Origin of the sequence: Thalassolituus hydrocarboniclasticus, assembly GCF_025345565.1 — a bacterium.
In the GTDB taxonomy this organism is placed as follows: Bacteria; Pseudomonadota; Gammaproteobacteria; order Pseudomonadales; family Oceanobacteraceae; genus Venatoribacter; species Venatoribacter hydrocarboniclasticus.
Map to the genome: position 1 here is coordinate 2,679,377 of NZ_CP054475.1, position 24,158 is coordinate 2,703,534.

Annotated in this window: 21 protein-coding genes; 6 read left to right on the forward strand and 15 right to left on the reverse strand. The window is 53.6% G+C overall.

Annotated features, from left to right (window positions below; translation table 11 throughout):
• Nucleotides 1-93: 93 nt before the first annotated feature.
• From rfbD to HUF19_RS11960, 5 genes are all read right to left on the reverse strand, one after another.
• On the reverse strand, nucleotides 94-981 hold the full coding sequence (gene rfbD, locus HUF19_RS11940) for a dTDP-4-dehydrorhamnose reductase (RefSeq protein ID WP_260996838.1): 888 nt from the start codon (nucleotides 979-981) through the stop codon (nucleotides 94-96).
• Complete coding sequence (gene rfbC / locus HUF19_RS11945; RefSeq protein WP_260996839.1) at nucleotides 978-1,520, reverse strand: dTDP-4-dehydrorhamnose 3,5-epimerase; 543 nt, start codon at nucleotides 1,518-1,520, stop codon at nucleotides 978-980. Before rfbC ends, rfbD begins: the two co-directional genes overlap by 4 nt.
• 115 nt (nucleotides 1,521-1,635) lie before the next feature.
• On the reverse strand, nucleotides 1,636-4,053 hold the full coding sequence (pbpC, locus tag HUF19_RS11950; RefSeq protein WP_260996840.1) for a penicillin-binding protein 1C: 2,418 nt from the start codon (nucleotides 4,051-4,053) through the stop codon (nucleotides 1,636-1,638).
• Between the two features lie 40 nt (nucleotides 4,054-4,093).
• On the reverse strand, nucleotides 4,094-9,157 hold the full coding sequence (locus HUF19_RS11955; RefSeq protein WP_260996841.1) for an alpha-2-macroglobulin family protein: 5,064 nt from the start codon (nucleotides 9,155-9,157) through the stop codon (nucleotides 4,094-4,096).
• A 198-nt stretch (nucleotides 9,158-9,355) separates the two neighbouring features.
• Nucleotides 9,356-9,760, reverse strand: a complete 405-nt coding sequence (locus HUF19_RS11960) for a thioesterase family protein (RefSeq protein ID WP_260996842.1) — start codon at nucleotides 9,758-9,760, stop codon at nucleotides 9,356-9,358.
• A 211-nt stretch (nucleotides 9,761-9,971) separates the two neighbouring features.
• Between HUF19_RS11960 and HUF19_RS11965 the strand changes: the two genes are divergently transcribed.
• Genes HUF19_RS11965 through gloA form a run of 3 tightly spaced genes read left to right on the forward strand, consistent with a single transcriptional unit; the run spans nucleotide 9,972 to nucleotide 12,214 of the window.
• Nucleotides 9,972-11,117 carry a GGDEF domain-containing protein gene (locus tag HUF19_RS11965; protein WP_260996843.1) on the forward strand — a complete coding sequence of 382 codons (1,146 nt, stop codon included), beginning with the start codon at nucleotides 9,972-9,974 and terminating at the stop codon, nucleotides 11,115-11,117.
• Nucleotides 11,118-11,167: 50 nt separating this feature from the next.
• Entirely contained in the window at nucleotides 11,168-11,803 is a 636-nt protein-coding gene (gene nth / locus HUF19_RS11970) for an endonuclease III (RefSeq protein ID WP_260996844.1), read from the forward strand.
• 9 nt (nucleotides 11,804-11,812) lie between these two features.
• Nucleotides 11,813-12,214 carry a lactoylglutathione lyase gene (gloA, locus tag HUF19_RS11975; protein WP_225690919.1) on the forward strand — a complete coding sequence of 134 codons (402 nt, stop codon included), beginning with the start codon at nucleotides 11,813-11,815 and terminating at the stop codon, nucleotides 12,212-12,214.
• A 20-nt stretch (nucleotides 12,215-12,234) separates the two neighbouring features.
• Here gloA and HUF19_RS11980 read toward each other — a convergent pair whose 3' ends face one another.
• A complete protein-coding gene (locus HUF19_RS11980) occupies nucleotides 12,235-13,143 on the reverse strand; it encodes a class I SAM-dependent methyltransferase (protein ID WP_260996845.1) in 909 nt (302 codons plus the stop codon).
• A gap of 317 nt (nucleotides 13,144-13,460) precedes the next feature.
• Here HUF19_RS11980 and HUF19_RS11985 point away from each other — a divergent pair, with 317 nt between their 5' ends.
• Both HUF19_RS11985 and HUF19_RS11990 read left to right on the forward strand, forming a co-directional pair.
• The gene (locus HUF19_RS11985) at nucleotides 13,461-13,670 is read left to right on the forward strand and encodes a cold-shock protein (protein WP_145470041.1); all 210 of its coding nucleotides are present in this window, start codon (nucleotides 13,461-13,463) and stop codon (nucleotides 13,668-13,670) included.
• Between the two features lie 165 nt (nucleotides 13,671-13,835).
• Nucleotides 13,836-14,489, forward strand: coding sequence for a DUF1289 domain-containing protein (locus HUF19_RS11990; protein WP_260996846.1), 654 nt, complete (start codon nucleotides 13,836-13,838; stop codon nucleotides 14,487-14,489).
• 19 nt (nucleotides 14,490-14,508) lie between these two features.
• Here HUF19_RS11990 and HUF19_RS11995 read toward each other — a convergent pair whose 3' ends face one another.
• Together HUF19_RS11995 and HUF19_RS12000 are read right to left on the reverse strand one after the other, a co-directional pair.
• Entirely contained in the window at nucleotides 14,509-15,303 is a 795-nt protein-coding gene (locus HUF19_RS11995) for a hydroxypyruvate isomerase family protein (RefSeq protein WP_260996847.1), read from the reverse strand.
• On the reverse strand, nucleotides 15,300-16,184 hold the full coding sequence (locus HUF19_RS12000; protein WP_260996848.1) for an NAD(P)-dependent oxidoreductase: 885 nt from the start codon (nucleotides 16,182-16,184) through the stop codon (nucleotides 15,300-15,302). The genes HUF19_RS11995 and HUF19_RS12000 overlap by 4 nt, the downstream gene beginning before the upstream one ends.
• A gap of 226 nt (nucleotides 16,185-16,410) precedes the next feature.
• On the opposite strand from HUF19_RS12000, the gene HUF19_RS12005 reads away from it, so the two are divergent.
• Complete coding sequence (locus HUF19_RS12005; RefSeq protein ID WP_260996849.1) at nucleotides 16,411-17,238, forward strand: HDOD domain-containing protein; 828 nt, start codon at nucleotides 16,411-16,413, stop codon at nucleotides 17,236-17,238.
• Between the two features lie 78 nt (nucleotides 17,239-17,316).
• Here the strand turns inward: HUF19_RS12005 and HUF19_RS12010 are convergent, their stop codons facing one another.
• The 7 genes from HUF19_RS12010 to HUF19_RS12040 form a co-directional block, all read right to left on the reverse strand.
• The gene (locus HUF19_RS12010; RefSeq protein WP_260999500.1) at nucleotides 17,317-18,249 is read right to left on the reverse strand and encodes an alpha-L-glutamate ligase-like protein; all 933 of its coding nucleotides are present in this window, start codon (nucleotides 18,247-18,249) and stop codon (nucleotides 17,317-17,319) included.
• Nucleotides 18,250-18,295: 46 nt separating this feature from the next.
• Nucleotides 18,296-19,840, reverse strand: coding sequence for an inactive transglutaminase family protein (locus tag HUF19_RS12015; RefSeq protein WP_260996850.1), 1,545 nt, complete (start codon nucleotides 19,838-19,840; stop codon nucleotides 18,296-18,298).
• Nucleotides 19,841-19,857: 17 nt separating this feature from the next.
• The gene (locus tag HUF19_RS12020) at nucleotides 19,858-20,862 is read right to left on the reverse strand and encodes an ATP-dependent zinc protease family protein (protein ID WP_260996851.1); all 1,005 of its coding nucleotides are present in this window, start codon (nucleotides 20,860-20,862) and stop codon (nucleotides 19,858-19,860) included.
• 229 nt (nucleotides 20,863-21,091) lie between these two features.
• Entirely contained in the window at nucleotides 21,092-21,562 is a 471-nt protein-coding gene (bfr, locus tag HUF19_RS12025; protein ID WP_260996852.1) for a bacterioferritin, read from the reverse strand.
• A 13-nt stretch (nucleotides 21,563-21,575) separates the two neighbouring features.
• Entirely contained in the window at nucleotides 21,576-22,040 is a 465-nt protein-coding gene (bfr, locus tag HUF19_RS12030; protein WP_260996853.1) for a bacterioferritin, read from the reverse strand.
• 150 nt (nucleotides 22,041-22,190) lie between these two features.
• Nucleotides 22,191-22,673 carry a DUF2947 domain-containing protein gene (locus HUF19_RS12035; protein ID WP_260996854.1) on the reverse strand — a complete coding sequence of 161 codons (483 nt, stop codon included), beginning with the start codon at nucleotides 22,671-22,673 and terminating at the stop codon, nucleotides 22,191-22,193.
• Nucleotides 22,674-22,776: 103 nt separating this feature from the next.
• Complete coding sequence (locus tag HUF19_RS12040; RefSeq protein WP_260996855.1) at nucleotides 22,777-24,051, reverse strand: sensor domain-containing diguanylate cyclase; 1,275 nt, start codon at nucleotides 24,049-24,051, stop codon at nucleotides 22,777-22,779.
• Nucleotides 24,052-24,158 lie beyond the last annotated feature (107 nt).

The window sequence follows — 24,158 nt, forward strand, 5'->3', positions numbered from 1 at the left end:
TGCAGTATTTAACGCGGCTGAGCGTTCTGCTCAGCCCGTTAATGAGCCGCAAACCAGTGCGGTGCAGATGCTGCTTATTACACCACCCTTTATTCAGAAAACGACCAGACTACGCTGCAGACTTTCTCGCCAGCAGACAGGTTGACGTTGCAGCCGGGCATTTAATGCCGCCGGATCAAGCGCGCTAAACGCCGGACGTTGAGCGAGAATCGCCGGATTATTTGCAGCATAGGCAACACTGCTGAGCGGAGTAATTCTGACCGCTTGTGTTAACAGCCCAAGGCTAAGCGCCAGCCGCTGTATTTCACAGGCAAATTCATACCAGCTGGCAACACCGCTGCCCGCCCAATGATAAATACCCTGTAATTGCCCGTTATACAGCAGCCACGCCGACTGCCAGATAACCTCAGCCAGCTCTGCTGCGGAAGTCGGTGAGCCGTACTGGTCATTAACCACCTGCAGATCACGACCGGACTGCATTAATTTGAGCATGGTACGTAAAAAATTATGGCCATAATGGCTGTACAGCCAGGCGCTGCGGATAACCAGCAGATCATCGTTTAAAATACTGTCCGCCTGTTGCTCACCGGCCAATTTAGACTGACCATAAATATTCAGCGGGCCGGTTTCAGCCTCGGGCGTCAGCGCTGTATTGCCGCCTGCGGAAAACACATAATCGGTGGAAAGATGCAGTAAACGCGCGCCCTGCTGACGACAAATTTCTGCCAGTACCGCAACAGCCTGAGCATTTATGCGATACGCTTTTTCTGCCTGAGTTTCTGCCTGATCGACAGCGGTAAACGCGGCGCAGTTAATCACCAGCTGCTGTCCGTCACAAGCCTGGCGTAATGCGTTGTCGTCGCAGATATCCAGTGCCTGATGATCGCAGGCGCGCAGTCTGACCCAATCCGGGCAGCTTGCCTGCAGACTCCGGCCCAGCTGGCCGCCTGCGCCGGTCAGTAATACGTTAACCGGCGTCATAAGAAATAATCAGACTGTTTAAACGAGGTACCCCGGGCGTCTTTTTCAGACAATTTTGGTTCGCCCTGTAACGGCCAGCGGATAGCAAGATCCGGGTCATCCCAGCGCAGAATGCGTTCGCTTTGTGCGTGAAAATAACCGGTACAGCGATACAGGCATTCGGCCCGTTCACTCAGAGTATAAAAGCCATGGGCAAAACCCGGCGGCACCCATAACTGATGGCGGTTGTCAGCGGATAATTCGAAGCCCTGCCAGCGGCCAAAGGTTGGTGAGGTGTGGCGCATGTCGACAATCACATCAAACACACGGCCTGCCACCACGCGCACTAATTTACCCTGCGGTTGTTCCAGCTGATAGTGCAGTCCGCGTAAAACGCCCTGATGGGAAGCCGAATGATTATCCTGCACAAACGCCGCGCCCCCGGTCAGATCGTCCAGCCATTCCTGACGGAAGGTTTCCATAAAGAAGCCGCGCTCATCTTCATAGGCTCTGGGTTCAATAATGTAAACATCGTTAAAGACGGAAGACGGCGTCAGCATGGTGGTATCCACAAAAGAAAGCGGCAGCGGAGTAAATAAATACGAAGCGCGCGCGTTATAGCACGCGTCCGCGTAAACCAACAGCCTGCCGCGACCGGAAAGCATAAGGGTCAGGTTATTCTACCTGCAGTGTACGCCGGTCAAGCTCGCCCTGGGCATCCATAACCACCACTTCCTGCTCACCGGTCACGCTGAAGCGGTAACTGAGGGTTTCGGCCTCACCACTGCTGCCAACGTGCAGGCCATTCACATACCAGTCGCGCGGACCCAGCCCGCCCTGAGCGTGCAGCGAGATTTCCGGTAGCGCAGCGCTGCCGCCGGCACGGGTACGGCTGGAGCGCAGAATCAGGCCATCCTGAATACCGGTAATCTGCAGCGGTTCGAGTGCCAGCGCCGGTGGCTCACTGCAGCGCGGATCAACGGCGGGTAAACGGTTACGCAGGCGCTGACTGGCCGGCAGCCAGTGTTCCAGTGGCCGTGGCCAGAGTGCCAGCTGGTGCGCTGTGCGTGCGGGCACATCACAGCTGCCATCAACCAGCAGGCCGCGCTCGCTGGTCCAGTAGGTTAACGGGTTGCGCCATAAACCATCGCTGCGTTCATCGCGTAAGGTCGGCGGCAGCTGACGCCGTACCAGCCAGGCTTTATGAGTCTGGAAGCACTGATCGGCTGCGGTTTCGGCGGCGCTCTTGCCCAACGGCCAGCAAATGGTTTCCTGACTGACCTGCTCTGGCTGCGGCAACAGCTCAGGTTTATGTTCGATGCGGTCAAATAACTGGAACAGCACCGGCAGCGCACTGAGCGCGCCGTAATGTCCGGGCGATGGCGTGCCGTCCGGGCGGCCAAACCACACACCAATGGTATAAGCAGGAGTCACACCCACCGCCCAGGCATCTCGGAAGCCATAACTGGTGCCGGTTTTCCAGGCGATGCTGCGGTCGTTATCCTGCAGGGCATAACTGCGCGCACGGTCCGGACGCGGACTGCGCAACATATCATTCAGCACCCAGGCGGTTTCTGCCGAAAATAACCAGCGTGAACCTGCGACGGATGGCAACTCCCCATTCAGATAACGCAGCGGCCAGACCTGACCGCCATTCGCCAGTGCAGAATACAATTGCACCAGCTGCGCCAGCGATAATCCGCCGCCACCCAGCGCCATACTCAGGTTGGCTTTACCATCACCGGGAATACGGTAACGTGCTCCGGCATTCGCCAGAGCGGCAGCAAAGCGCTCCGGAGTAACGGCCTCCAGCACCTGCACCACCGGTAAATTAAGTGACTGCCGTAACGCTTCGGTGGCCGACACCGGGCCGGAAAAATGGCGGGTAAAATTTTCCGGCTGATAATCGGTAAAATAGCGTGGTACATCGCGCAATAAACTGGCGGAGTGAATCAGCCCGTCTTCTATCGCCAGACCATAAATAAAAGGTTTTAAGGTTGACCCCGGCGAGCGCTGCGCCTGCACCATATCGACATGGCCGAAGCGTGAATCGTCGGAAAAATCCGCTGAACCGGCATAAGCCCGGACTTCGTGGCTGGCATTATCCAGCACCAGAATGGCGGCGGAATGACTGGGCGGAAAACGCTGAATTTCCTGTGCCAGATAATCTTCTATCTCGTACTGTAGATCGGCATCCAGCGTGGTTTTAATCAGGCTTTTATCGGCATTTTGCCGGCGTAATTCCCGCGCCAGTAACGGTGCCAGCTGCGGTGTATGCGGCTGATAAGCCAGCACAGGTTCCAGCAACGCCTGCTGATAATCGGCCTGGGTAATCACGCCAAATTCCAGCATCCGCTGCAGCACTTTATTACGTGCGTTTAATGCACGCTGAGGGTGACGATCCGGGCGCAAACGCGACGGTGCCTGCGGCAATACGGCCAATAATGCCGACTCGGCCAGCGATAAACCGAGCGCCGGTTTATCCAGATACAAGCGGCTGGCCGCCCCCACCCCTTCAATCACACCGCCCATGGGCGCGTAATTTAAATACAGGGTGAATATTTCATCTTTGCTGTAATGCCACTCCAGCTGTAATGCCCGCAAGGCCTGTTCCAGCTTACCGCCGATGGAACGTGAGTGCGGGTGAAAACGTCGCGCCACCTGCATCGAGATGGTCGAACCACCGGATACCACACAACCGCAGCGCCAGTTTTGCCAGGTAGCCCGCAGCAGCGCAAAAGGATTGATTCCGGGGTGATAATAAAACCAGCGGTCTTCGTAATTCAGTAATGCCTCTTTATAAAAAGGCGAGACTTCGCTCAGCTCTACCGGATAACGCCAGACGCCATTGCTGTCGGCAAAGGCACGCAACGGCCGTTCATGGCGATCAACCACCAGCTGGGCAAAATCATTCTGCGCGCCTTCTGTCTGGCGTTGCGGATCGGGTACGGCCAGTGGCCATAACCAATCGGCACTTTTTAACAGCAGGCAAAAAACTGCCAGCAACAGCACAAATCGGGTGGCTCTGTTCTGTGGCAGGCGGAAAAAACGTGCCGCGTTAAACGCGGCACGGTTGGCGGGTATGTTACTCACTCAGAGGACTCTTCTGACTGACACATTCAACATCAGAGAATCAGGGCTGAGTAACAAACAGAATATCCGGCGTGGTACCCAGCGCACGGGTTTCCGGGTCGTACATATCTTCAACCAGCGGCACCGGCACCTGATAATTACCCGGCGTTACCGCCCGCACCAGATAAAATACCCGGGTGGTGCTGTAAGAATTGGCATCAATGGCGGCGACATAACGGTCGTCACGGTATTCCTGATGAGAAATACGCGAACGGCGCTGCCATTCGGCCACCGGCTGAGTATCGATATTGATTTCATCCAGCTTGATCGATGCGCTTAAGTTCTGATTTTCCAGCTCCAGACCGGCCGGTAATAAATCCACCAGCAATAAATCCGGACGGCGTTTATCGGCTTTTACTTCCAGCTGCACCAGCATCAGCTCACCGACTTTCATGCGCAGTGCACCGTCATCCGCAATAATTGCCTGACCATCGGTGGTGAAATAACGGCGCTGAATACTCACACCATTACTTTCTGCCGGCGGTGCCAGTTTGCTGTGGCCCTGATACATCAGTGTGGCGAATAACGGATCGCTGCTGGTATTGCTCAGGGTTACGCCATCACGCAGACTGCTGCCACTTTCCAGCAGGTTAAATTCACCGGCCTGCTGCAGGGTTTTTAATACGCTGCCCATGCTCAGTTCACCACTCCACTCATCACCCGGCACACGATCCAGCTGCACCGCCGCCATAAAGACGGCATTACGTTCCTGGGTGCTCAGATAGGTACGGCGCTCCAGCATACGTGCCAGCGCTTCAGCACGGCTGAGCGCAAAACTCTGCTGCTGGCGGTACTGCAGTAACAGGCGCACAACCTGTGCGGTATCACGCACGCGTGAGCCGTAATCACCGAGGTAATAATTTTCTTCACGCTGCACGGTTTTCAGTTTTTCCATTAACTGATCAGACAGCTGCTGGTCGCCCTGTAATTTCGCCGCCAGTGCCAGATGCAGTAATGGCAGGGCCGGTAAATCCAGACGCGCCTCACCCGCCAGGCGACGGATATCACTCAGCGATGCTTTTTTATGCCGCGCCAGAACATAGGCGGCATAGCTCTGATAAATCTGACGGTAAAGTTCCGGACGGTCATTCCAGCGTTCGCTGAAATTACCGCGGCCACGCAGATATTCCTGTAAACGGCTCAGGGTTTTACGCAGTACATCGGCATCAATACGTACACCTTCATCCTGGGCGTCGGTGAGGAAATCACCGGCATAAGCGGTTAACCAGTGCTGTTCATAATCGTCGTGGTTTGACCATAAGCCATAGCCGCCATGATTCATCTGGCGCTTAACAATACGATCCATACCGCTGGCCAGCGCGCTTTCACGCTTACGACCGCTACTGTTTTTAAGACCCAGATCCGACAGCTGGTCAGGTGTTGCATAAATCCACGGATAAGTGGAACTTAACGATTGCTCCAGACAGCCATACGGATAGCGCAACAGATATTCGAGCTGACTGCGCGGATTTAAATTCACGCGGTTATTCACACTGAGCAATGCTTCCAGTGACTGCGGAATCCAGCCGTCCATCTCGCTGCCATCCAGCACCAGACGTTCGCCCGGCTGCAGCACCATCTGTTTCTTTTTGGTCAGCGCCGGATGGGCGGCACGGCTGTTCAGTTTCCAGCTCTGGGTCAGTGAGTAATCACCGGCACCGGTTAACTGCAGGCCAATGTCAATCTGCCCGGCCGGAAACTCTGAACGCAGAGGTAATAACAGGGTGTGTTTTTCACCATCGGCCAGCGTCAGCTGCTGGGTTAATGGTGTGTTATCACGCACGACGGCCGGGCCACTGAGGCTGAATTGCAGATTTAATACCTGCTGCTCACCACTTAAATTGGTAACGTCCAGCGCCACGCTGGTCTCATCACCCACAGCGACAAAACGCGGCAACGACAGTTGTGTAACCACCGGCGCTGCGACCGTGACTTCCTGCTCCAGACTGCCGAAACGTTCGTCATCAAAGGCCAGCGCCATTAAGCGCAGACGACCATTAAAATCGGGTAATTGCAGCGGAATGCGGGCAACGCCATTTTTCACCGCCACCTGACCGGAAAACAGCGATACGATCTGTACTTCGGCGCGGGCTTTTTTACCGCCACGGCTTAATTCCGGCGCATCACCACCAAAACGCTGAGTCGCCATGCGGTTGTTATTCAGACCAATTAAATGGCTGTACATATCGTACATATCCACCAGATAACGGCGCGGGCTGAAGAACCAGGCAAAAGGATCGGGGGTTTTAAAATCGGTAATCGACAGCACACCAACATCCACCGCCGCCAGGGTTACCCAGGCGCTGTTAACGGCACCGCCGTTACTGTCGCTGACTGTCACTTCGGTGACGACACGCTGATTCGGCGTCCACTTTTTCGGGGCATCGAGGGCAATATTCAGACGACGTGGTTCACGATCCAGTTTCAGATGCATCAGCCCCACCGAACGGGTCGGGGTAATGCGCTGTTTATTATCGGCCGGTTGTAAATGCAGTGCGCTGATATAAATATCGTGACGGTTCCAGGATTCATCGACCGGAATATCCAGCGTGGCTCCTTCCGCTGGCGTCGTCACCCGGGCACTCCACAACAGCTGATTACTTTCAATCAGCACCAGGGTTTCACCGGCCGCTGGCGGTACAATTTTCAGTTGTGCGACATCACCGGCAGCATACGCAGCTTTATCCAGCGCCAGTACAACTTTGTCCGGGCGTGCGCCCTGTTCGGCATCCTGAGCATCTTCCCAATACCAGTACCAGTCTTCACCGGCATCAAAGGTCATGCTGCTGATTAAACCGGTGCTTTTATCGGTAATTTCCAGACGATAGCTGCCAAAGCTGACCGGCACCGATACTTTTTCGGTATTACCGGCCGTGATGCTGCGTGTCAGTGTCAGTTCACTGAATTCACGTTCGCTGGTTTCCACATACCAGCCGCGGTTGCTGGAATAGCGCCAGTGGTAACGGCGATTCTGATTAATTAACCGTACCTGCAGATTATCGGCCGCCAGTTTTTCACCCTTGGCGTTGGTTTTAACCAGTTCAAATTCGGCCTGTGAATTACGTGCTGCACGGTCACCAAACAGCGGGCGGATACCAACCAGTGCATTGCCGGGTAATACGCGGGCAACATGACGGCGCACCACCGGGCGACCACCGGATTCAAACAGACTGCCGGTCACGGTAACGGCCAGTGGCGATTTGGCACCGTCCCAGCGGGAATCAATTTGCAGGGTGATTTTGCCGTCTTTATCCAGAACCGCACCGTTTTCAATAAACTGCTGATTCCAGTCGGTTTCACGTACATTGCCAAAATGGAAATCCGGCCACTGTTCAAAAGGATGCGCCAATGGTGATACACGGATGCTGGCATCAAAACGGTTACCCGCCGCCGGTGCACCGTATAAATATTCGCCCAGTACCGGAATATTCAGACGCTCACGGCTGGTGAAGTAACGGGTGGTATTCTGCCCCGGATTAAAGGTCAGCTTCAGACGCTCAGGCATAAAGTCTTCGACTTTAAACTGATACACCACGCGGTTTTTACTCACGCCTTCAACTTCTAAACGCCAGTTACCGGTCTGGGCATCGGCGGCCAGCGGATATTCATACTGGTAATAACCACCGGCTGCCGGCTGCCAGTTGATGTCTTTAACTTTCTGACCATCCGGGCGGATGATGCGGCCTTTTAATGGCCGTGAATTAACACTCTTGCCATCATCGTCACGCAACAAAGCGCTGAAGGTGGCAGTCTCGCCGCCACGGTAAATATCGCGCGGTGCATAAATAAAGAGTTCGGCACTGTTATACGGACGGTCGGCCAGACGGAAATCGGACAGGTCAAGCGCCGGAGTATTTAAATTCACCAGACTGACGGATTCATCTTTACGCACCACCAGCACCTGGCCGTAATCAATTTTACGGCGTACGCTGACACGTCCTGCAGCACTGCTGCTTGCTTCAAAGGCAACACTGCCGTTGCTGTTTAACAGCTGAACCTGCGCGCCTTCGACCGGCTCCGGGCTGCCCAGGGTATTCAGATAAACATCAAAGCCGTTGCCGTAATTGCGGATATGCACGCCGATATCGGTAACCATAAAATAGGTAACGGCAAGCTGGTTATCGTACTGTCCGGGACGGGCCATCACCGCCAGATAAACACCCGGTTCACGCAGCGCCGGAATGTCCTGCAGCGGTAAATTAATCTGGCGGCGCTTGTTACGCTCGGCAGGCAAGGTAAAGCGGCCTTCGTGCACTAAATCGGAAAACTGTGGCAATTCATCCAGACGGTAATAGCTTTCGCTCTGGCCACGGTTTTTCCAGTTAACCAGACGCACCAGTTTATCCGGATTAACCCGGTGAAAAGCCACATTGGCTTCGCTGACGTTTAAGGCATACAGTGGCAGACCGGTATGCAGATTTAATGGTAAGAAATGGCCATTACTGGCAAAAGCGAGGCTGGCACTCAGCGAGCCGAATTTCACATCACCACGGCTGGGCTTGTGCAGGGTTTCACCATTGATCGCGCGGATACCGGCATCAACGGTTACCCAATAGCGGCTGTCCGGTTCAACACTTTCAAAATACGCGGTACGGCCATCATCGGATAACACCCAACCACCATTCACCGGCTCGCGTTTGCTGTTATCCAGTTCGCGCTCAACCAGTAAATAGCCCTGAAAATTTTTGCTGCCATCCAGCGGCACAGAAAAGGTAATTCCAATGGCACTGCCATCGTCATAAGTCTGTTCGCTGATATCTGCTACCTGTAAAGGTACGCCAGCATACAATTGCGCTGTCGATAAGGTGGCGGCTGCCGGCTCTGCTTTGCCGTTTGCGCTGCTGCCGTTGCTCTCTGCAACCTGCCCGGTACTGTTATTGTCCGCCGGGCCATGGTTATCCGTTGCAGCGGCGCTACTTTCGGACCGGTCGGCGGACTGGCTGCCAGGCTCAGTAGCAGTACTGCTGACGGCGGATGGTTGTGTACCGGTATCGTTATCACTGCATCCTGCAAGCAATAGCGCGGAGGTAAAAATGGCGGCAAGCGCCAGACGCGGGCTGATCATGATGTTGTCCTCAGAAGTCCCTTCAGGGGCTGTAGTCCATGGATATTCAGTCGGATGGCAGAAAACTGCCCGGAAAGCCTTTGTTTAAAAACAGCCTTTACAGGGCACAAAGCGCTTACTGATAAAGCGCGAAGTATATCTGAGCGACACCTGCCCTTCACCTGATAATTATGCTGAAAAGGCCATGGATAATAACCGTTAATGCCGCTTTTCAGCGACCTGCAACAGGCGCTCTTCTGCAACAATGGCACGGCCGACTGTACCGGCACCGGCTACACCCGCCGCATCTTCAAGGCGGACTTCAAATTCATAAAAATCTGCCGGTTTGCCAAGGTACTCAGCACTGACGGTTACCAGCGCTCCGGCCGGAACAGGTGCAATATGGGTGACATTCACATGAACTCCGACCGAAAGCTCACCCGCTTCTAATAATGGCGCCATCAGTCGTGCAGCCGCACGCTCCATTAAAGCAATCATACCTGCCGTTGCCAGCACCGCCGGCTGACGCTCTTCCGGGCTTCTACAGGCAGCATCGACAATAAAACCGGCAATAACATCAGCGGTAATTTCTGCTTCCAGCTCGTAACGGTCACCAATCTGCATAGGGGCTGCTCCGAAGGAAATAGGCGTTTTATCGCAGATTCGTTGCCATTCTCCAACACAATGTTGCAATTGCGGCCAGCGCAGCCGTCTATAGTTAGGGTCTGGCTTACTATTAATGACTTTGAGATTAACTTTGCCTTACCTCACTGCCCTCCGGCCCGCCGCCCTGCCCCTGCTTGCCCTGTTGAGCGCCTGGCTGTGCCTGCCCCATATGTCACGCTGGCATAGCGATTACGGCTTATTGTTACAGGCACTGCCGTATGGCTTGGGTGTATTGCTGCTTTTATTAACCCAGCTGTTTAACCAGGGCCGTATCGGCCAGATGGCCATCCTGACGCTGGTGACCTACGCACTGGTACAGCAACGCTTACAGGTTCAGCTGAGTGATGCTGACACTTACTGGGTATTTTTCTGGCTGTGCCTGCTGTGGCCAGTCAATGTGGCGCTGATCCGCTATTTACCCGAACGGCGGCCGTTCTCTCTTGGCGGCATGATATTTCCCGCCATTCTCGGCCTGCAGTTTCTGGTGCTGGCGGCACTGAGCGTCAGCGACTGGTATGCCGCCAGTCTGGACTGGACGGCTGGCTTCCGTGAACAGGCCAGCGCCGGCCTGTTGCCACTGCCTGCGTGGGTTACCTTTACTCTTGGTGCTGCGCTGATTATCAACCGCCTGCCACAACAGAGCGATACACCACTGGCCCTGCTGGCGCTTCTGCTTTTACATGGCTGGTTATTTTACCGGCTGGATGCCAGCCAGATTTCTGTACTGGTCAGCAGCCTGTCGCTGCTTTTATTGTTTGCCACCCTGCTGATCAACAATCACCACCTGGCCTTTATTGACGAGCTCACCGGTCTGCCCGGTCGCCGGGCCCTGATGAATGACCTGAAACACTGTCATGGCCGCTACCTGCTGGTGATGGCGGATATCGATCATTTCAAACAATTCAACGATACCCATGGCCATGATGTCGGCGATGACGTACTGCGTCTGGTGGCCGCCCAACTGAATAAAACCAGCGGTGGCGGACGCGCTTACCGTTACGGCGGCGAAGAATTTACCCTGATATTTCCGTCATCCGAGCTGAGCGAATGCCTGCCTTTTATTGAAGCAACCCGCGAGCGCATCGCCAGCTATCCGCTGATTGTACGCAACCGTCAGCAACGCCCGGAGACCCAGCGTCAGGGCAAAAAACAGCGCGGCCAAAGCAATAACAGCAAAACCCTGAATGTCACCATGAGCTTTGGCGCCGCGCGGCGTAACAGCGGCGAAAGCATCGAAGAGTTAATGAAACGTGCTGACAAAGCGCTGTACAAAGCCAAAGAAAATGGCCGCAACCGGGTGGAAAAGGCGAAATAGAGCAGGATCAGCGTTATCATAGGCGCTGATTCTTTTTGCCTGTTATCAGCATGAATAAAGAAAAACGCATCGAAATATTTTCCCGCCTGAAGGCCGAAAATCTGCACCCGGAAACGGAACTGGAATACAGCACGCCCTTTGAACTGCTGATTGCCGTGCTGCTGTCAGCTCAGGCCACCGACGTCAGCGTCAACAAGGCAACACGCAAACTCTACCCGGTAGCCAATACCCCTGAAAGTATCCGCGCGCTGGGGGAAGAAGGTTTAAAGCAATACATCAAGACCATCGGCCTGTTTAACAGCAAAGCCAAAAACGTCATCAGGTTGTGCGAGATTCTGCTTGAACAACATGGCGGTGAAGTGCCGCAAACCCGTGAAGCACTGGAAGCCCTGCCCGGTGTCGGACGCAAAACCGCTAATGTGGTGCTGAACACGGCCTTTGGTCAGCCAACCATTGCCGTCGACACCCATATTTTCCGCGTCTCTAATCGCACGAAAATTGCGCCGGGTAAAAATGTTGATGAAGTGGAACAGCGCCTTATGCGGGTCGTGCCAAAAGAGTTTCAGCTTGATGCCCACCACTGGCTGATTCTGCATGGCCGCTATGTCTGCGTGGCGCGCAAACCCAAATGCGGCGCCTGTATCATCGAAGACCTGTGCGAATTCAAACAAAAGACATCAGACTAGGAGCTTCCCATGCGACTGTTACACACCATGCTGCGCGTCGGCGATATGGACCGCGCCATTGAGTTTTACACCAAAGTGCTGGGCATGACCCTGCTGCGCAAGCACGACAACGAAGAATACCAGTACACCCTGGCCTTTATCGGTTATCAGCCGGAGAGCGAAGGCGCAGTGCTGGAGCTGACCTACAACTGGGGCACCAGCGAATACGACCTGGGCAGCGCTTACGGCCATATCGCCATCGAAGTGGATAACGCCGCCGAAGCCTGTGAACGCATCCGTAATCATGGTGGCAATGTCGTGCGTGAAGCCGGCCCGGTTAAAGGCGGCACCACGGTGATTGCCTTTGTTGAAGATCCGGACGGCTATAAGATTGAACTGATCGAGAAACGCGCCGACGCCCATAATTTCTGAGCGGCGGCACGCTGTATAGCTCAGGGCTGGTAGCGGAAATGCAGTACCTTTAAGCCGCGCCCGGCCTGAGCTTCAATAAAGACCGGCGGGTTGGCCAGCCGCTCCACCAGCACACAGTGCGGAGCATGCTGAGCTACTTCTGCCAGCAGAAAATCTTCGCCCAGATCCGGGGCATTCAGACACAGCAGGCAATCACCACCGGCGACCATCAGCTCCGGCAGACGCCGCAGCAGTTTGGCGTAATCACGGCGGATATCGACACTGCCTTTCTGGTACGTCGGCGGATCGCAGATCAGCAAATCGTAAGGACCGTGCTTTTTCAGCCGGCCAAAAGATTTAAAGATATCCACCCCTTCAAACACCACCCGGCTAAGATCGTGGTCATTCAGACGATGGTTTTCACGGCCATGACTCAAGGCCGCGCGGCTCATATCCACATTCACCACTTTAGTGGCACCACCGGCCAGCGCCGCCAGCGAGAAGCCACAGGTATAGGCAAACAGATTGAGTACCCGCCGCCCATCACTGTGCGCCCGCACCCAGCGGCGGCCATTGGCCATATCCAGAAACAGCCCGGTATTCTGCGAACGGTTAAGGTGCAGCCAGTAGCTCAGACCATCCTCTTTAATTACCAGCTGTTCCGGTAGTTGGCCGCACAGCAGGGTAAAAGGCGCGCCGGTACGACAGCGGTGCTGCACCACCACACTGAGCTGACCAGCATGATCAGGGCGGCCACGCTTAAGGCCTGCCAGCAACTGCTGCTCAAGCTCTGACAGCCAGGATTCGTCCACTTCGGCGTACAGGGTGATCAGCACCAGAGGTGCGTACCAGTCAATATTAAGGTGCTCGAAGCCCGGCCAGGCATGTCCGCGGCCATGGAAAAGTCGTTGTGCCTGATCGTCAACTGGCCACTGAATATGCTGAAACACCGGGCTTTCCTGTAATTTTGGGCGCGCAAGTTTAGCAAAAGAAGGCCGTCTGCGCCCGTAACTGCAGGCCGGTTGCAAATAGTTGCCAAACTGCCCTGCTAAGGCTTGGTAAGGGGGAATAAGTAAGATACTATAATCGCGCCTGTGCAGGTGTGCAGGTGTGTTGGCGAGTGCTCCATATTCGTAAGATATGCAAGATACTGGTCGATAGCGGCATTTATTGATTGTCTTCCCGGTTCGCCGGCCAGTATCGATGAAAATGCCAGAAGATATAGCAAGGCCGATCGTTGATTGGCGCATTACTCAGGAAATAAAGCATGGCAAATTTAGTTCAAGGCACCGTCAAGTGGTTCAATGACGAAAAAGGTTTCGGCTTCATCGAGCAGGAATCTGGCAAAGATGTATTCGTACATTTCAGTGCTATCAACGGCGGTGGTCGTAAGACTCTGCAAGAAGGCCAGAAAGTAACTATGGAAGTTACTCAAGGTCAGAAAGGCCCACAGGCGGAAAACGTAACTCCTCTGTAAGCCTTTCGCCTGATCTGACTTTCGGGTCAGATCAAGCATCTTCTGGCAGCCCACATGCACTCCGGTGTCTGTGGGCTGTTTCATTTATGCCTCCCCGTTTTCCTGCCGCTCACGGTACAGAATTGGCCCGCCCAACGCTTTCCTGCGGCGCAGAACCTGTTAATCTTGGGTCATTATCAGCTGATTGTTACTCCGATGATTGATCAGGGCGAACTCTTTGACATTCCCAGTCCTTGCCGCCGTATCTGCGAACTGAACAACCGCGGTTACTGCAAAGGCTGTTTCCGCAGCCGCGACGAACGTCTCTACTGGAATCAGTTCACGACCTTCCAGAAGCAACTGGTGGTGAATCTGTGTGAAAAACGCCGCCTCAAGGTGCTGAGCGCCAAACAACAAAGTGCCGCCAGCAACGAAGAAGAAACTGCCATACCACAGCTGGATATGTTTACCGTACAGAATGAGCATGTCAGCTCTGCACCGACAGAAACCGAAAACAGCAGCCAGACGGATAACCGTTCCGGGTCTGAGCACACGGCCAGCCAAGACACACCGGATAGCAGCTCAGCCACAGCAATAATCGGCGAGCCTGCTGCCGATCCGCTACCGGAACACGGGCATCAACAAAGCGCCAGCCTGTTCGAAGCAGAGAGCGCTGTGACAGAAATACCTGATAACACGCAGAATATGACGACCAGCGAATCCGGCGACAATAAAGACAAAGACAAAGACAAAGAAGAGAAGACAGAAAAAACAACGCGCGCCCGGTCACAGACCAGAACGCGCAAGGCTGATGATTCTCAGCTGGATATGTTCAGCTGAGAGACACAAACACAGCAGCTTATGAACAAAGAGCCACATTCACCGCCAGATCACGCTTCCATTGCATGGTCATAGAGGTTGCCCGGGTTGGCTTATATTCAGCGCCAACCCAGCCTTTATAACCCGAGGTTTCGATACAGCGGAAAATAGCAGGAAAATCCAGCGTGCCACTGCCCGGCTCACCACGTTTGGGTATATCGGCAAACTGAATATGCCCGATTTTCGCGGCATGCAGATTAATAAAATCACAGACGTTATGCCCCATCAGCGCCATATGATAAATATCGAACTGCGCTTTAATCGCCGGGTGATTAAGCTCGGCGATAATATCCAGCATCTGCTGACCTGATGAAATCAGAAAGCCCGGCATATCGCGGGTATTGATTGCTTCAAAGGTGGTGGTGATACCAAAAGGCGCCAGACTTTCAGCAGTTTTCAGCAGGTTCTTTTTAAATGTATCGAGGTAAAAAACCCGTTTGTTTTCGTCATTACAACGACCCGGCAGCACATTCACACACGATACTTTTAACGCCCGCGCGTAGTACAGGCATTCAACCATAGCGGCAGCGTATTCGGCGGTTTTTCCCGGTACAGCAGCCAGCCCCTCACCGCCTTCCATTAAATCGCCGGCCGGTACATTAATCAGGACGCAACGCAGATTATTTTCAGCCAGCGCCTGCTGAATCTGCTCTATTGGTGTGTCGTAAGGGAACTGGATTTCCACCGCCCCGAAGCCATCATGGTGCGCTGCAGCAAAGCGCTGCAAAAATGGCAGCTCAGTGTACATCAGGGACAGATTTGCGGTGAGTTTCACCCTTGTTTCTCCGTATACATAGTCACCAGAGTGCAGGGATCCTTCTCTGCGTTGCCCTGGCTTGCGTGCAGACGCATCAGCTCTGCACCCAGTCCGGCCATTGGAATGGCACTTTTCATTATTCTGGCCAGATCATTGGCCATATCCAGATCTTTTAACAGCGTCTTTACGTGCCATTTAACGGGATCAAAATCGCGTTCTGCCATACGTGGGCCGGTCAGCTGCAGAGGCACAGAATCGGCAAATCCGCCTTTAAGGGCCGCCGGAATCTGTGCCGCATCGACGCCGGATTTTTCCGCCAGCGCCATCACTTCAGCCATCACCAGTACATTGCAGCTTACCAGCATCTGGTTACAGATCTTGGTCACCTGCCCCGCTCCCACCGGCCCCATACGGGTCACACGCTGCGACAGCGGTGCCAACAGCGGGCGCAGCGTGTCGATAAGCGCTTCGTCACCACCGGCCATAATCGCCAGAGTGCCCTGTTCAGCCCCGGCCACGCCACCGGACACCGGCGCATCAACCCAGCGCATGCCGCAAGCCGTTTCCAGCCGTTCAGCCATCTGCCGGGTGGCCGCCGGTTCAATACTGGAGAAATCAATCAGCACCTGCCCACTACGACCAGAGGCGGCAATGCCGTCAGCGGCGAAAACAACCGCCTCGACCGCCGCGGTATCGGTTACACAGAGCATGACCACATCACTGACCGCAACCAGTTCTGCCAGCGAAGCAGCAACCTGTGCACCGGCCTCAGCCAGAGCCACCGTTTTATCCGGATTACGGTTCCAGACCGTGAGGTGATAGCCCGCCGCCAGTAAGCGCTGACTCATGGGAACGCCCATCAGGCCCATGCCGACAAAGCCAATTCGTTGTTGCTGCATAATCTGATCTCCGAAGTGTGTCAATAATATCAAAGACTTAGCGTTGCTGTATGTGGATTTATTGGCGCTTTGCGATTTTTTATCTGCCATGATTCCGGGCCAGAGACTCCGGGCTTTTCCCCACAGGACAGATTCAGAAAATTACAATAAAGAACTTTCCTCATATAACCCGTTGCCGATTCCTCGCCTATGCTTTATTTCAGTGAAAACCAAAGGAAGTATAACTATGAGCATGGCTAACATTTTCGCTGAGTCCCAGGCACTGCCACACATTCCCCGCGTCGTTCAGGAATTAATCGAAAGCTTCCGCAATGAGGATGCTAACGTCGACGACATCAGCAACAAGGTTGCACTGGATCAGGCACTCACTGCGAAAGTTCTGCGTCTGGCAAATTCTGCCCATTACGGCGTATCACGTACCGTCTCCAATCCACACGATGCCATTATGCTGCTCGGCTTTAATACCCTGCGTACCATGGTACTCGCCTCAGGTGTCACCGGCGCCTTCAAGGCACCGGAAGGATTTGATCAGAAAAAATTCTGGCGCGATTCCTTTGCCGTTGGCGCTTTATCCAAGTGGATTGCCGGCTATATAAAAGATTGCGACCGTGAAACCGCTTTTACCTGCGGTATGTTGCACTCTATTGGCAACCTGCTGATGCATGTCGTCATTCCCGAAGAGCTCAAAAGCATTGATGACGCCAAAGCACTGGGTGGCAAGCGCCATACACTGGAAACCAGCCTGCTGGGCTATAACTATGCTGATGTCGGTGCTGAACTTGCCAAGCGCTGGAAATTCCCGGAAGAAATGCAGCAGGCGATTCTGCAACAGCATAACCCGGAGGGTGACCAGCCTTATTCGAAGCTGGCCGGGGTGATTTATATTGCTAAATATCTGAAAGCAGCGCATGAAAAAAACTGGAGCGATGAGAAAATTATCGAAGAATTTCCTCTGGCGGTTGCTGAGGTGATTGGTATGGACACGACCCGGGCCTACGCCGATGTGGCAAATACCACCTCGCTGGAATCCGGCCTGGACAGCCTGCTGGAGTAAACCGGATTCCGGCTGTTGCAGAATACAAGATAAAGAAAAAGGCTCATCTGAGCCTTTTTCTTTGTCTGTTGTATCAGCTTATTGCGCTGCGCCTACCTGCTGCAGAGGATCGACAGCAAACCAGCGACGACTGAACTCCACCCGTTCTGCCGCCGGGCGCGCCACATCAGCATCGGATAATGCATCAATTTTGCGTAACCGTGGCAGCAGGCCACAACCGTTGGCAACCTGAATCGTCAGTCCGGGACGGGCATTTAATTCCAGCAACATCGGACCATAGCGACGGTCGAGTACCATATCGGTTCCCAGATATCCCAGCCCTGTTTCTTCATAACAGCGTGCGGCCAATTCCAGTAACTGTCCCCATTGCGGAATCACCAGTTCTGATAATTCCCGTCCGGTATCCGGATGACGCTCAACACTTAAACCATCCTGCACCGCATTTAACGGCCGGCCGGTGGCGATATCGAGTCCGACGCCAACCGCTCCCTGATGCAGGTTGGCTTTGCCATCTGAGCTGCGGGTAGAAAGACGCATCATCGCCATCACCGGGTAACCACGACAAACAATCACACGAATATCCGGTACACCTTCAAAGGAATAGCCGCCGAGTTGCGGATCAAACTCGATCAGTTCTTCAATAATGGCAATATCGGGGCTGCCGCCCAGACTGTAGAGGCCGGACAGAATATTCGATACATGACGCTGCAGATCGGCCAGCGTAACCACACTACCGCTGTTTTTAACATACTGCCCATCCTCATCACGGCTGAGCACCATAATGCCTTTGCCACCACTGCCTTTTGCAGGCTTTATGGCAAAGCCCGGCACGTCACGCAACAGATCCGCAAGCAAAGAAACATCGTGCTGGCTCTGAATAGTGCCGATTAATGCAGGCGTGGTAATACCCGCCTTTTGCGCCAGCAGTTTGGTCTTCAGTTTGTTATCGACCAGTGGGTATAAACGCCGTGGATTGTAGCGGCTGATATAGCTGATATTACGCCGGTTCATACCCAGAATACCGCGCCGCTCAAGGCGCCATGGCAAGGTAAACACGTCAGTTCCCGAACGCTTTGAAGCGTTTCAGCTCAAGCAGACGATAGCCGGTGTAAGAACCAATCAGCAGTACCAGCGCCAGCACAATAAACTGAATACCAATAAAGTTGAATGTTAAATGCCGTACCCAGGGGTCACTCATCGCCCAGTAAGCCAGTACTGCCGTCAACAGACTGCCACCGCCCTGTACCATAACCTCGCGACCACCTTCTTCTTCCCACAGAATCGACATCCGCTCGATGGTCCAGGACAGAATAATCATCGGGAAAAAGGTAATTTTCAGGCCTTCGGTCAGCCCGAGCTTATACGACAGCACACTGAAAATACTGATGATGGCAATCACAGTAATAATGACCGCAGTAATCCGTGCCACCAATAATAAATTCAGACGGGATAAATAGCCGCGAATAAATAATCCGGTAGCAACCACCAGCAAAAAGCCAACCAGACCGGTAACCAGAGAGGTCTGAATAAATGCCAGTGCAATCAATACCGGCATAAAGGTACCCGATGTTCGGATACCGATAATAATGCGCAGGATACAGACAATCAGCGCACCGATCGGAATCAGCAGAATGGTTTTAAACATTGCCTGCTCTTCCACTGGCAGGCTGTGGATAGAGAAATTCAGGAAGTCATGCTGACTGGACAGGTTTTCGGCGATATTCGCATAGGTGGATTCTTCCCGTTTCAGCATTGAAAAACGGATACTGGAATCGGTACCGCCGGTAACATCAAGAACCGGAGCACCACGCTGCTCCCACAGCAGTAAAGGTGTATCCGCGGTCAGCAGCACCGAGGCATTACTCTTTTCACCGGGCAACTCAAATATCTGACTGTCATTACCGTTCCATACGCGTAACAACGGCATCAGATTCTGGCGGCGACGGCCATCCTGCAGATTAAGGCCGTACACTACCGATGCCGGCACCCGTGCTTTATGCAGCATTTCTACCCACAGTTCCGGCAGTTGGTCAGAATAGTGAGTGCGCAGTAATTCAATATGCTGTGCGGTTTCATCTTCACGGAAGCGTTTAAGCAGCTCGCGCGTCAGACTGTAGTTATCGGCTGAGGTGGCATATGCCTCCGCCAGAACTTCACTCACAGCGCTGGCATAAGGTTCCGGCCAGCTGACCGGATCAATAGCCGGCGGCGGCAGATCGGCACCGGACTGCATCTGGCTGACCAGGATTTCGGCGCGATAAAACAGCTCCTGTTTTCCTTTGGCCCCCCGCACCGTCCATTCAGCACGCGGTTCATTCCCATCCATAAAATTCAGGCCGTAACCCGGTGATGCACCGGCTTCTTTTAATACCGTAAAGCCATCCTGTGCTGACGGCCGGGCCATTGAGACTTTGACCGGCCCACCATGGGCATTGAATTCCACCTTGGCCTCTACCGACCAGATGGTCTGGGTTTCGCCATACATCAGCGGCACTTCATACATCCAGTGGCGATGCAGCGTCAGTACGATTCCCACCACCAGCAGAAATCCGACCAGTAAAAAGAAAGGAGCACGGGAGAATGACAGAGAACGGAAGTTCATAATATTGAAGTCGCAGGCTACGGTGTGTTGGGAACCGGTTCAGCCTTCACCGGTTTTTTGACAGTGTCCGTCTGACTGCTGTCTGCAGCATTCGCCTTCGCAGCTGGCGAATTATTTTCAATGCCTGCCTTTCCGTTGGCAGGAAGTTCTTTCTTTACGTTTTTATCGTTCTGAACCGCCGCTTTGGCTTTTGCCGAATCATTAGCTTTGGCAGCATTACCCGTTGCTGATGATTCAGACTCTGGCGGAACCAGCGCTTTTGTTGCCGGCGCAGTATCCGGTACAAATTTGGCGTGCAGGAAGCGACGACCAACATCAATCAGGGTCACATCGCGCAAAAACTCACGGCCCAGCAAGATGGGATAGGTCATCTGCGAACGGTCAGTAAGCGTAAACTCGGTATCCTGCTGCAGATCCGTTCCCAGATTGACGGTCAGTGAAACCACCGGCCGGCGATCGACCTCATCGCTGGATGCCTGACGAATCAGCACATGGCGCACCAGCGGTGCTTCGATCTCAATCGGTTCGGCCTCATCATCATGCTGCAGCCAGAAGCGTACCCAACGCTTACCATTGCGCTCAAAACGCACGACATTCACGGCACTCAGCGACGAAGTTGCCGCACCACTGTCAATTCGCGCCTGATAGTGATGACCTGGCGGAGACAGGTAAATCCATTCGCTGGCACCGACGATGGTTTTACCATCCATCAGGGTGGCCGGCGCCTCACGCGGAGGACATTCTGCTCCGGAAAAAGTTGGCGATGCCGCTGTCAGCGCCTGCAACTGTTTATTGATACGTACCAGCTGCAAACGCTGACGACGCAGCTTGTCATCCAGTGCTGCAACATCACCACAAACTGCCGCCGCAGGCACAGGCTCCGCCGCCGGCAGTTTCTGATCCAGTAACCGTTCAATGTCTGCCAGTGTCAGGTCTCGGTGTTCCGGGCCAGGCCATACAGAACAACCCGAGCTGATCAGGGCAGTACAAGCTATGAGGAAAAACGATGCCCGGATGGGCATAACAACCTCCACCAACAGAGAAATGCGTGCGGCATTTAACCACAGAAACCGGGGGAATCTGAACACAGGTACAACCTTTTACCGCGTTATTTACAGTGATACTGATTTATCCCCGCTTCAGAGCCGTGGCTCCTGCGGCAACAGATCATGGGGATACGGCGGGTTTCGACCCGCAGATATAAAAAAAGCTCCCGTTGGGAGCTTTTTTGTTGGCAACAGAGTGTTCCGGTCAGGACATCTGCGACTGCAGGTAGTTCGGCAGGCCGATTTTGTCGATCAACCCTAACTGCTGCTCCAGCCAGTGGGTGTGATCGTTTTCGGTATCATCCAGCAGCACCTGCAACATATCGCGGGTCTGGTAATCCTGCACCTGCTCACACAAGGCCATAACATCACGCAGATCGACAATCACCTTATACTCCAGATCCAGATCGCTCTGCAGCATCGATGGTACATCGTTACCGATATTGAGCGGCACGCGGGTCACCATATCGGGTGTGCCACCGAGAAACAGGATACGCTCGATCAGTTTTGAAGCATGTTCTTTTTCATCTTCAAACTCGTGATCAATACGCTCGTACAGTTTTTTCAGTCCCCAGTCATCGTACATGCGGGAATGAATAAAGTACTGATCCATGGCGCTTAATTCACCGGCCAGTAACTCGTTCAATTTGGCAATAACCTGTGCGTTACCTTTCATATCCGGCCTCCTCTTACATCATGGACTGTTGATAATTTTCGATGCCAACCTGGGCAATCAGGGACTGCTGGGTTTCCAGCCAGTCGAGGTATTCTTCTTCGTATTCCTGGATCTCTTCCAGCAGTTCGCGGCTGACGTAATCCTTAACCGATTCACAGTAGGCGATGGCTTCTTTCAAAACGTCCAGCTGTTCAACAATCTGATCCAGATCGCACTGCAACATTTCTGCGGTATTTTCACCAATACGCAGACGGTTCAGTTTCTGCAGATTAGGCAGACCTTCGAGAAATAAAATGCGTTCAATCAGTTTGTCGGCCTGCTTCATATCCTTGATGGATTTTTTATAAGCCTTTTCATCCAGCTCAGAAAAACCCCAGTTTTTGAACATGCGGGCATGGAGAAAATACTGATTGATCGATGTGAGTTCGATGCTGAGAATCTGATTCAGATACTCGTTAACTTTGACGTCACCCTTCATGGCCGCGCTCCTTAAAAACTGAATAAACCAGTCTATGAATTAGCGCCGGGCTGCGCAAGCTTTAGGGCACCTCTGGTACTAAGAAGACAATATAAATGACTTCGATTATTACCTGCATTGGTAACAAGCGAACGGGCGGTCACTGTGAGCTCAGTGGTCCGCCGGTTTGGTACCGATATGGAAGCTGCCATCGGAGTGAAACTGCACAACCTGCGAGCGTTTCTTCCCTAACAGAAAAGGCTCGTCGTCGTAGAATAAAAAATTCTTCCAGTAACGACGGAATATCTTCCAGCTGGTCTGCACGACATGCTCCGAGTGATAGCAGAAATACACTACCGTGTTGTCATCCCAGCTTAAATGCGCCGCAATCAGCTCGGGTAATTCATTGCTGTCACTGTCCCAGCTGGCCTGCCAGTCGCCCTGCTCTGCCCAGACACCGTTACGTGCCGGCCAGTCATCTCCCAGAAAATGGCTGGCGTGAGTGGCTTCTTTACTGATGTTCTGGCGCCAGAACTGCAAGGCCGCCACGGCAGTCAGCGGTTTGATATGTTCCAGATCTTCTGCGGCCACAGGTAATTCCCGGTGGCGGAAAATCCAGCCTTGTTTGTAATCGGGCCAGGCAAGGTAGTTCATACAGACTCACAACGTAAAAGAGTCATAAGGGTAACATTTTCAGCGGCAACTGCGGAATTGCCCGGCGGGAATTATCACAGCCCTGACCAACGGATGGCAGCACTCAGCCAACAATGCGGTTACGGCCCAGCGATTTAGCACGGTACAGCGCTTTATCGGCACTCTGCACCAGATTTTTGATGCTTTTGCCGTTTTCCGGGCAGCTCGCCAGACCCGCACTGACCGTCAGCGGAATGCGGCGGCCGGACACTTTAAGGCTGGCATTCTCCAGTTGCTGGCGCAGCTCTTCGCAGACGCTCAGCCCGGCGCTGATACCAGTATCCGGCATCAGCAACAGAAACTCCTCGCCGCCCCAGCGCATCAGGGTATCGCTTGCCCGCAACCGTGCGCGGAACGTATCAGATGCCAGCCGCAGCGCCCGGTCGCCAACCTGATGACCAAACTGATCGTTGATATTTTTAAAAGTATCCAGATCCAGTAACGCGATGGTGAAGACTGTACGCTGACGGATCGCCAGCTGCAGCTGCTGCTCAAACACCGCATAACCAGCACGGCGGTTAAGCAGGCCGGTCAGCTCATCAATGGTCGCCAGCTCCCGCAATCTGGCTTCCAGTTTTTTATATTCATCGATATTGTGCACCATGCCGACGATACGTAATGCACGGCCATTGGCATCGCGGGCACAGACATAACCGCGGTCATGTACCCAGATATAATCCCCGTTGCGGGTTCGCAGACGGTATTCAATATCATAGAGATCCTGCTTGCCAGAGACGTATTCTTCAGTGGCAACCAGAATACGTTCGGCATCCTCCGGATGCAGACTGTCTTGCCAGGTAAACAGGGTGTGCTGCACTTCGTAAGGGCCGTAACCCAGCATACGTTTAAGCTGAGGGGCATAAAACACGTCGTTGGTGGTCAGGTCCCAGTCCCAGATACCGTCCGAAGCTTCATTGAGTACAAACTGCATAATCGGCTCAAGATCATGCAGCGTTTTCTCGATTGCCTTGCGCTGGGTAATATCGCGGACCGATGACAACAGATATTCCGTACCATCCCAAACCACCACATGGCTGGAAACTTCTACCGGAAACTCACTGCCATCGGCGCGTATATGACGACCGGAAAAAACATAGTCAGGGTCTGAGCGGATTGCCTGTACGACCAGCTGCCAGTGAGCGAGGTCGCGGATATCCCGCTGCTGATCAAAGACCGTACGCTGCACCAGCTGCTCCCGGCTTAGCTTCTGCTGGCGGCCAGCTTCATCATTCACCGCCACAATTTCCGCCGTCTGCGGATTGACGATGTAAATGGCTTCTTTCAGCTGGTCGAATGCCTGCAGATAACCAAGCAGCTCCGGACCATATTCATGGCTCATATCAATACCTGTTCAGACGGTATTTCCGGCAGGACAATCCAAACCTTTGTCTCAAAGAATAGACCAATTGTGCCCCTGCACAGGAATGCCAGACATAAAAAAGGCCA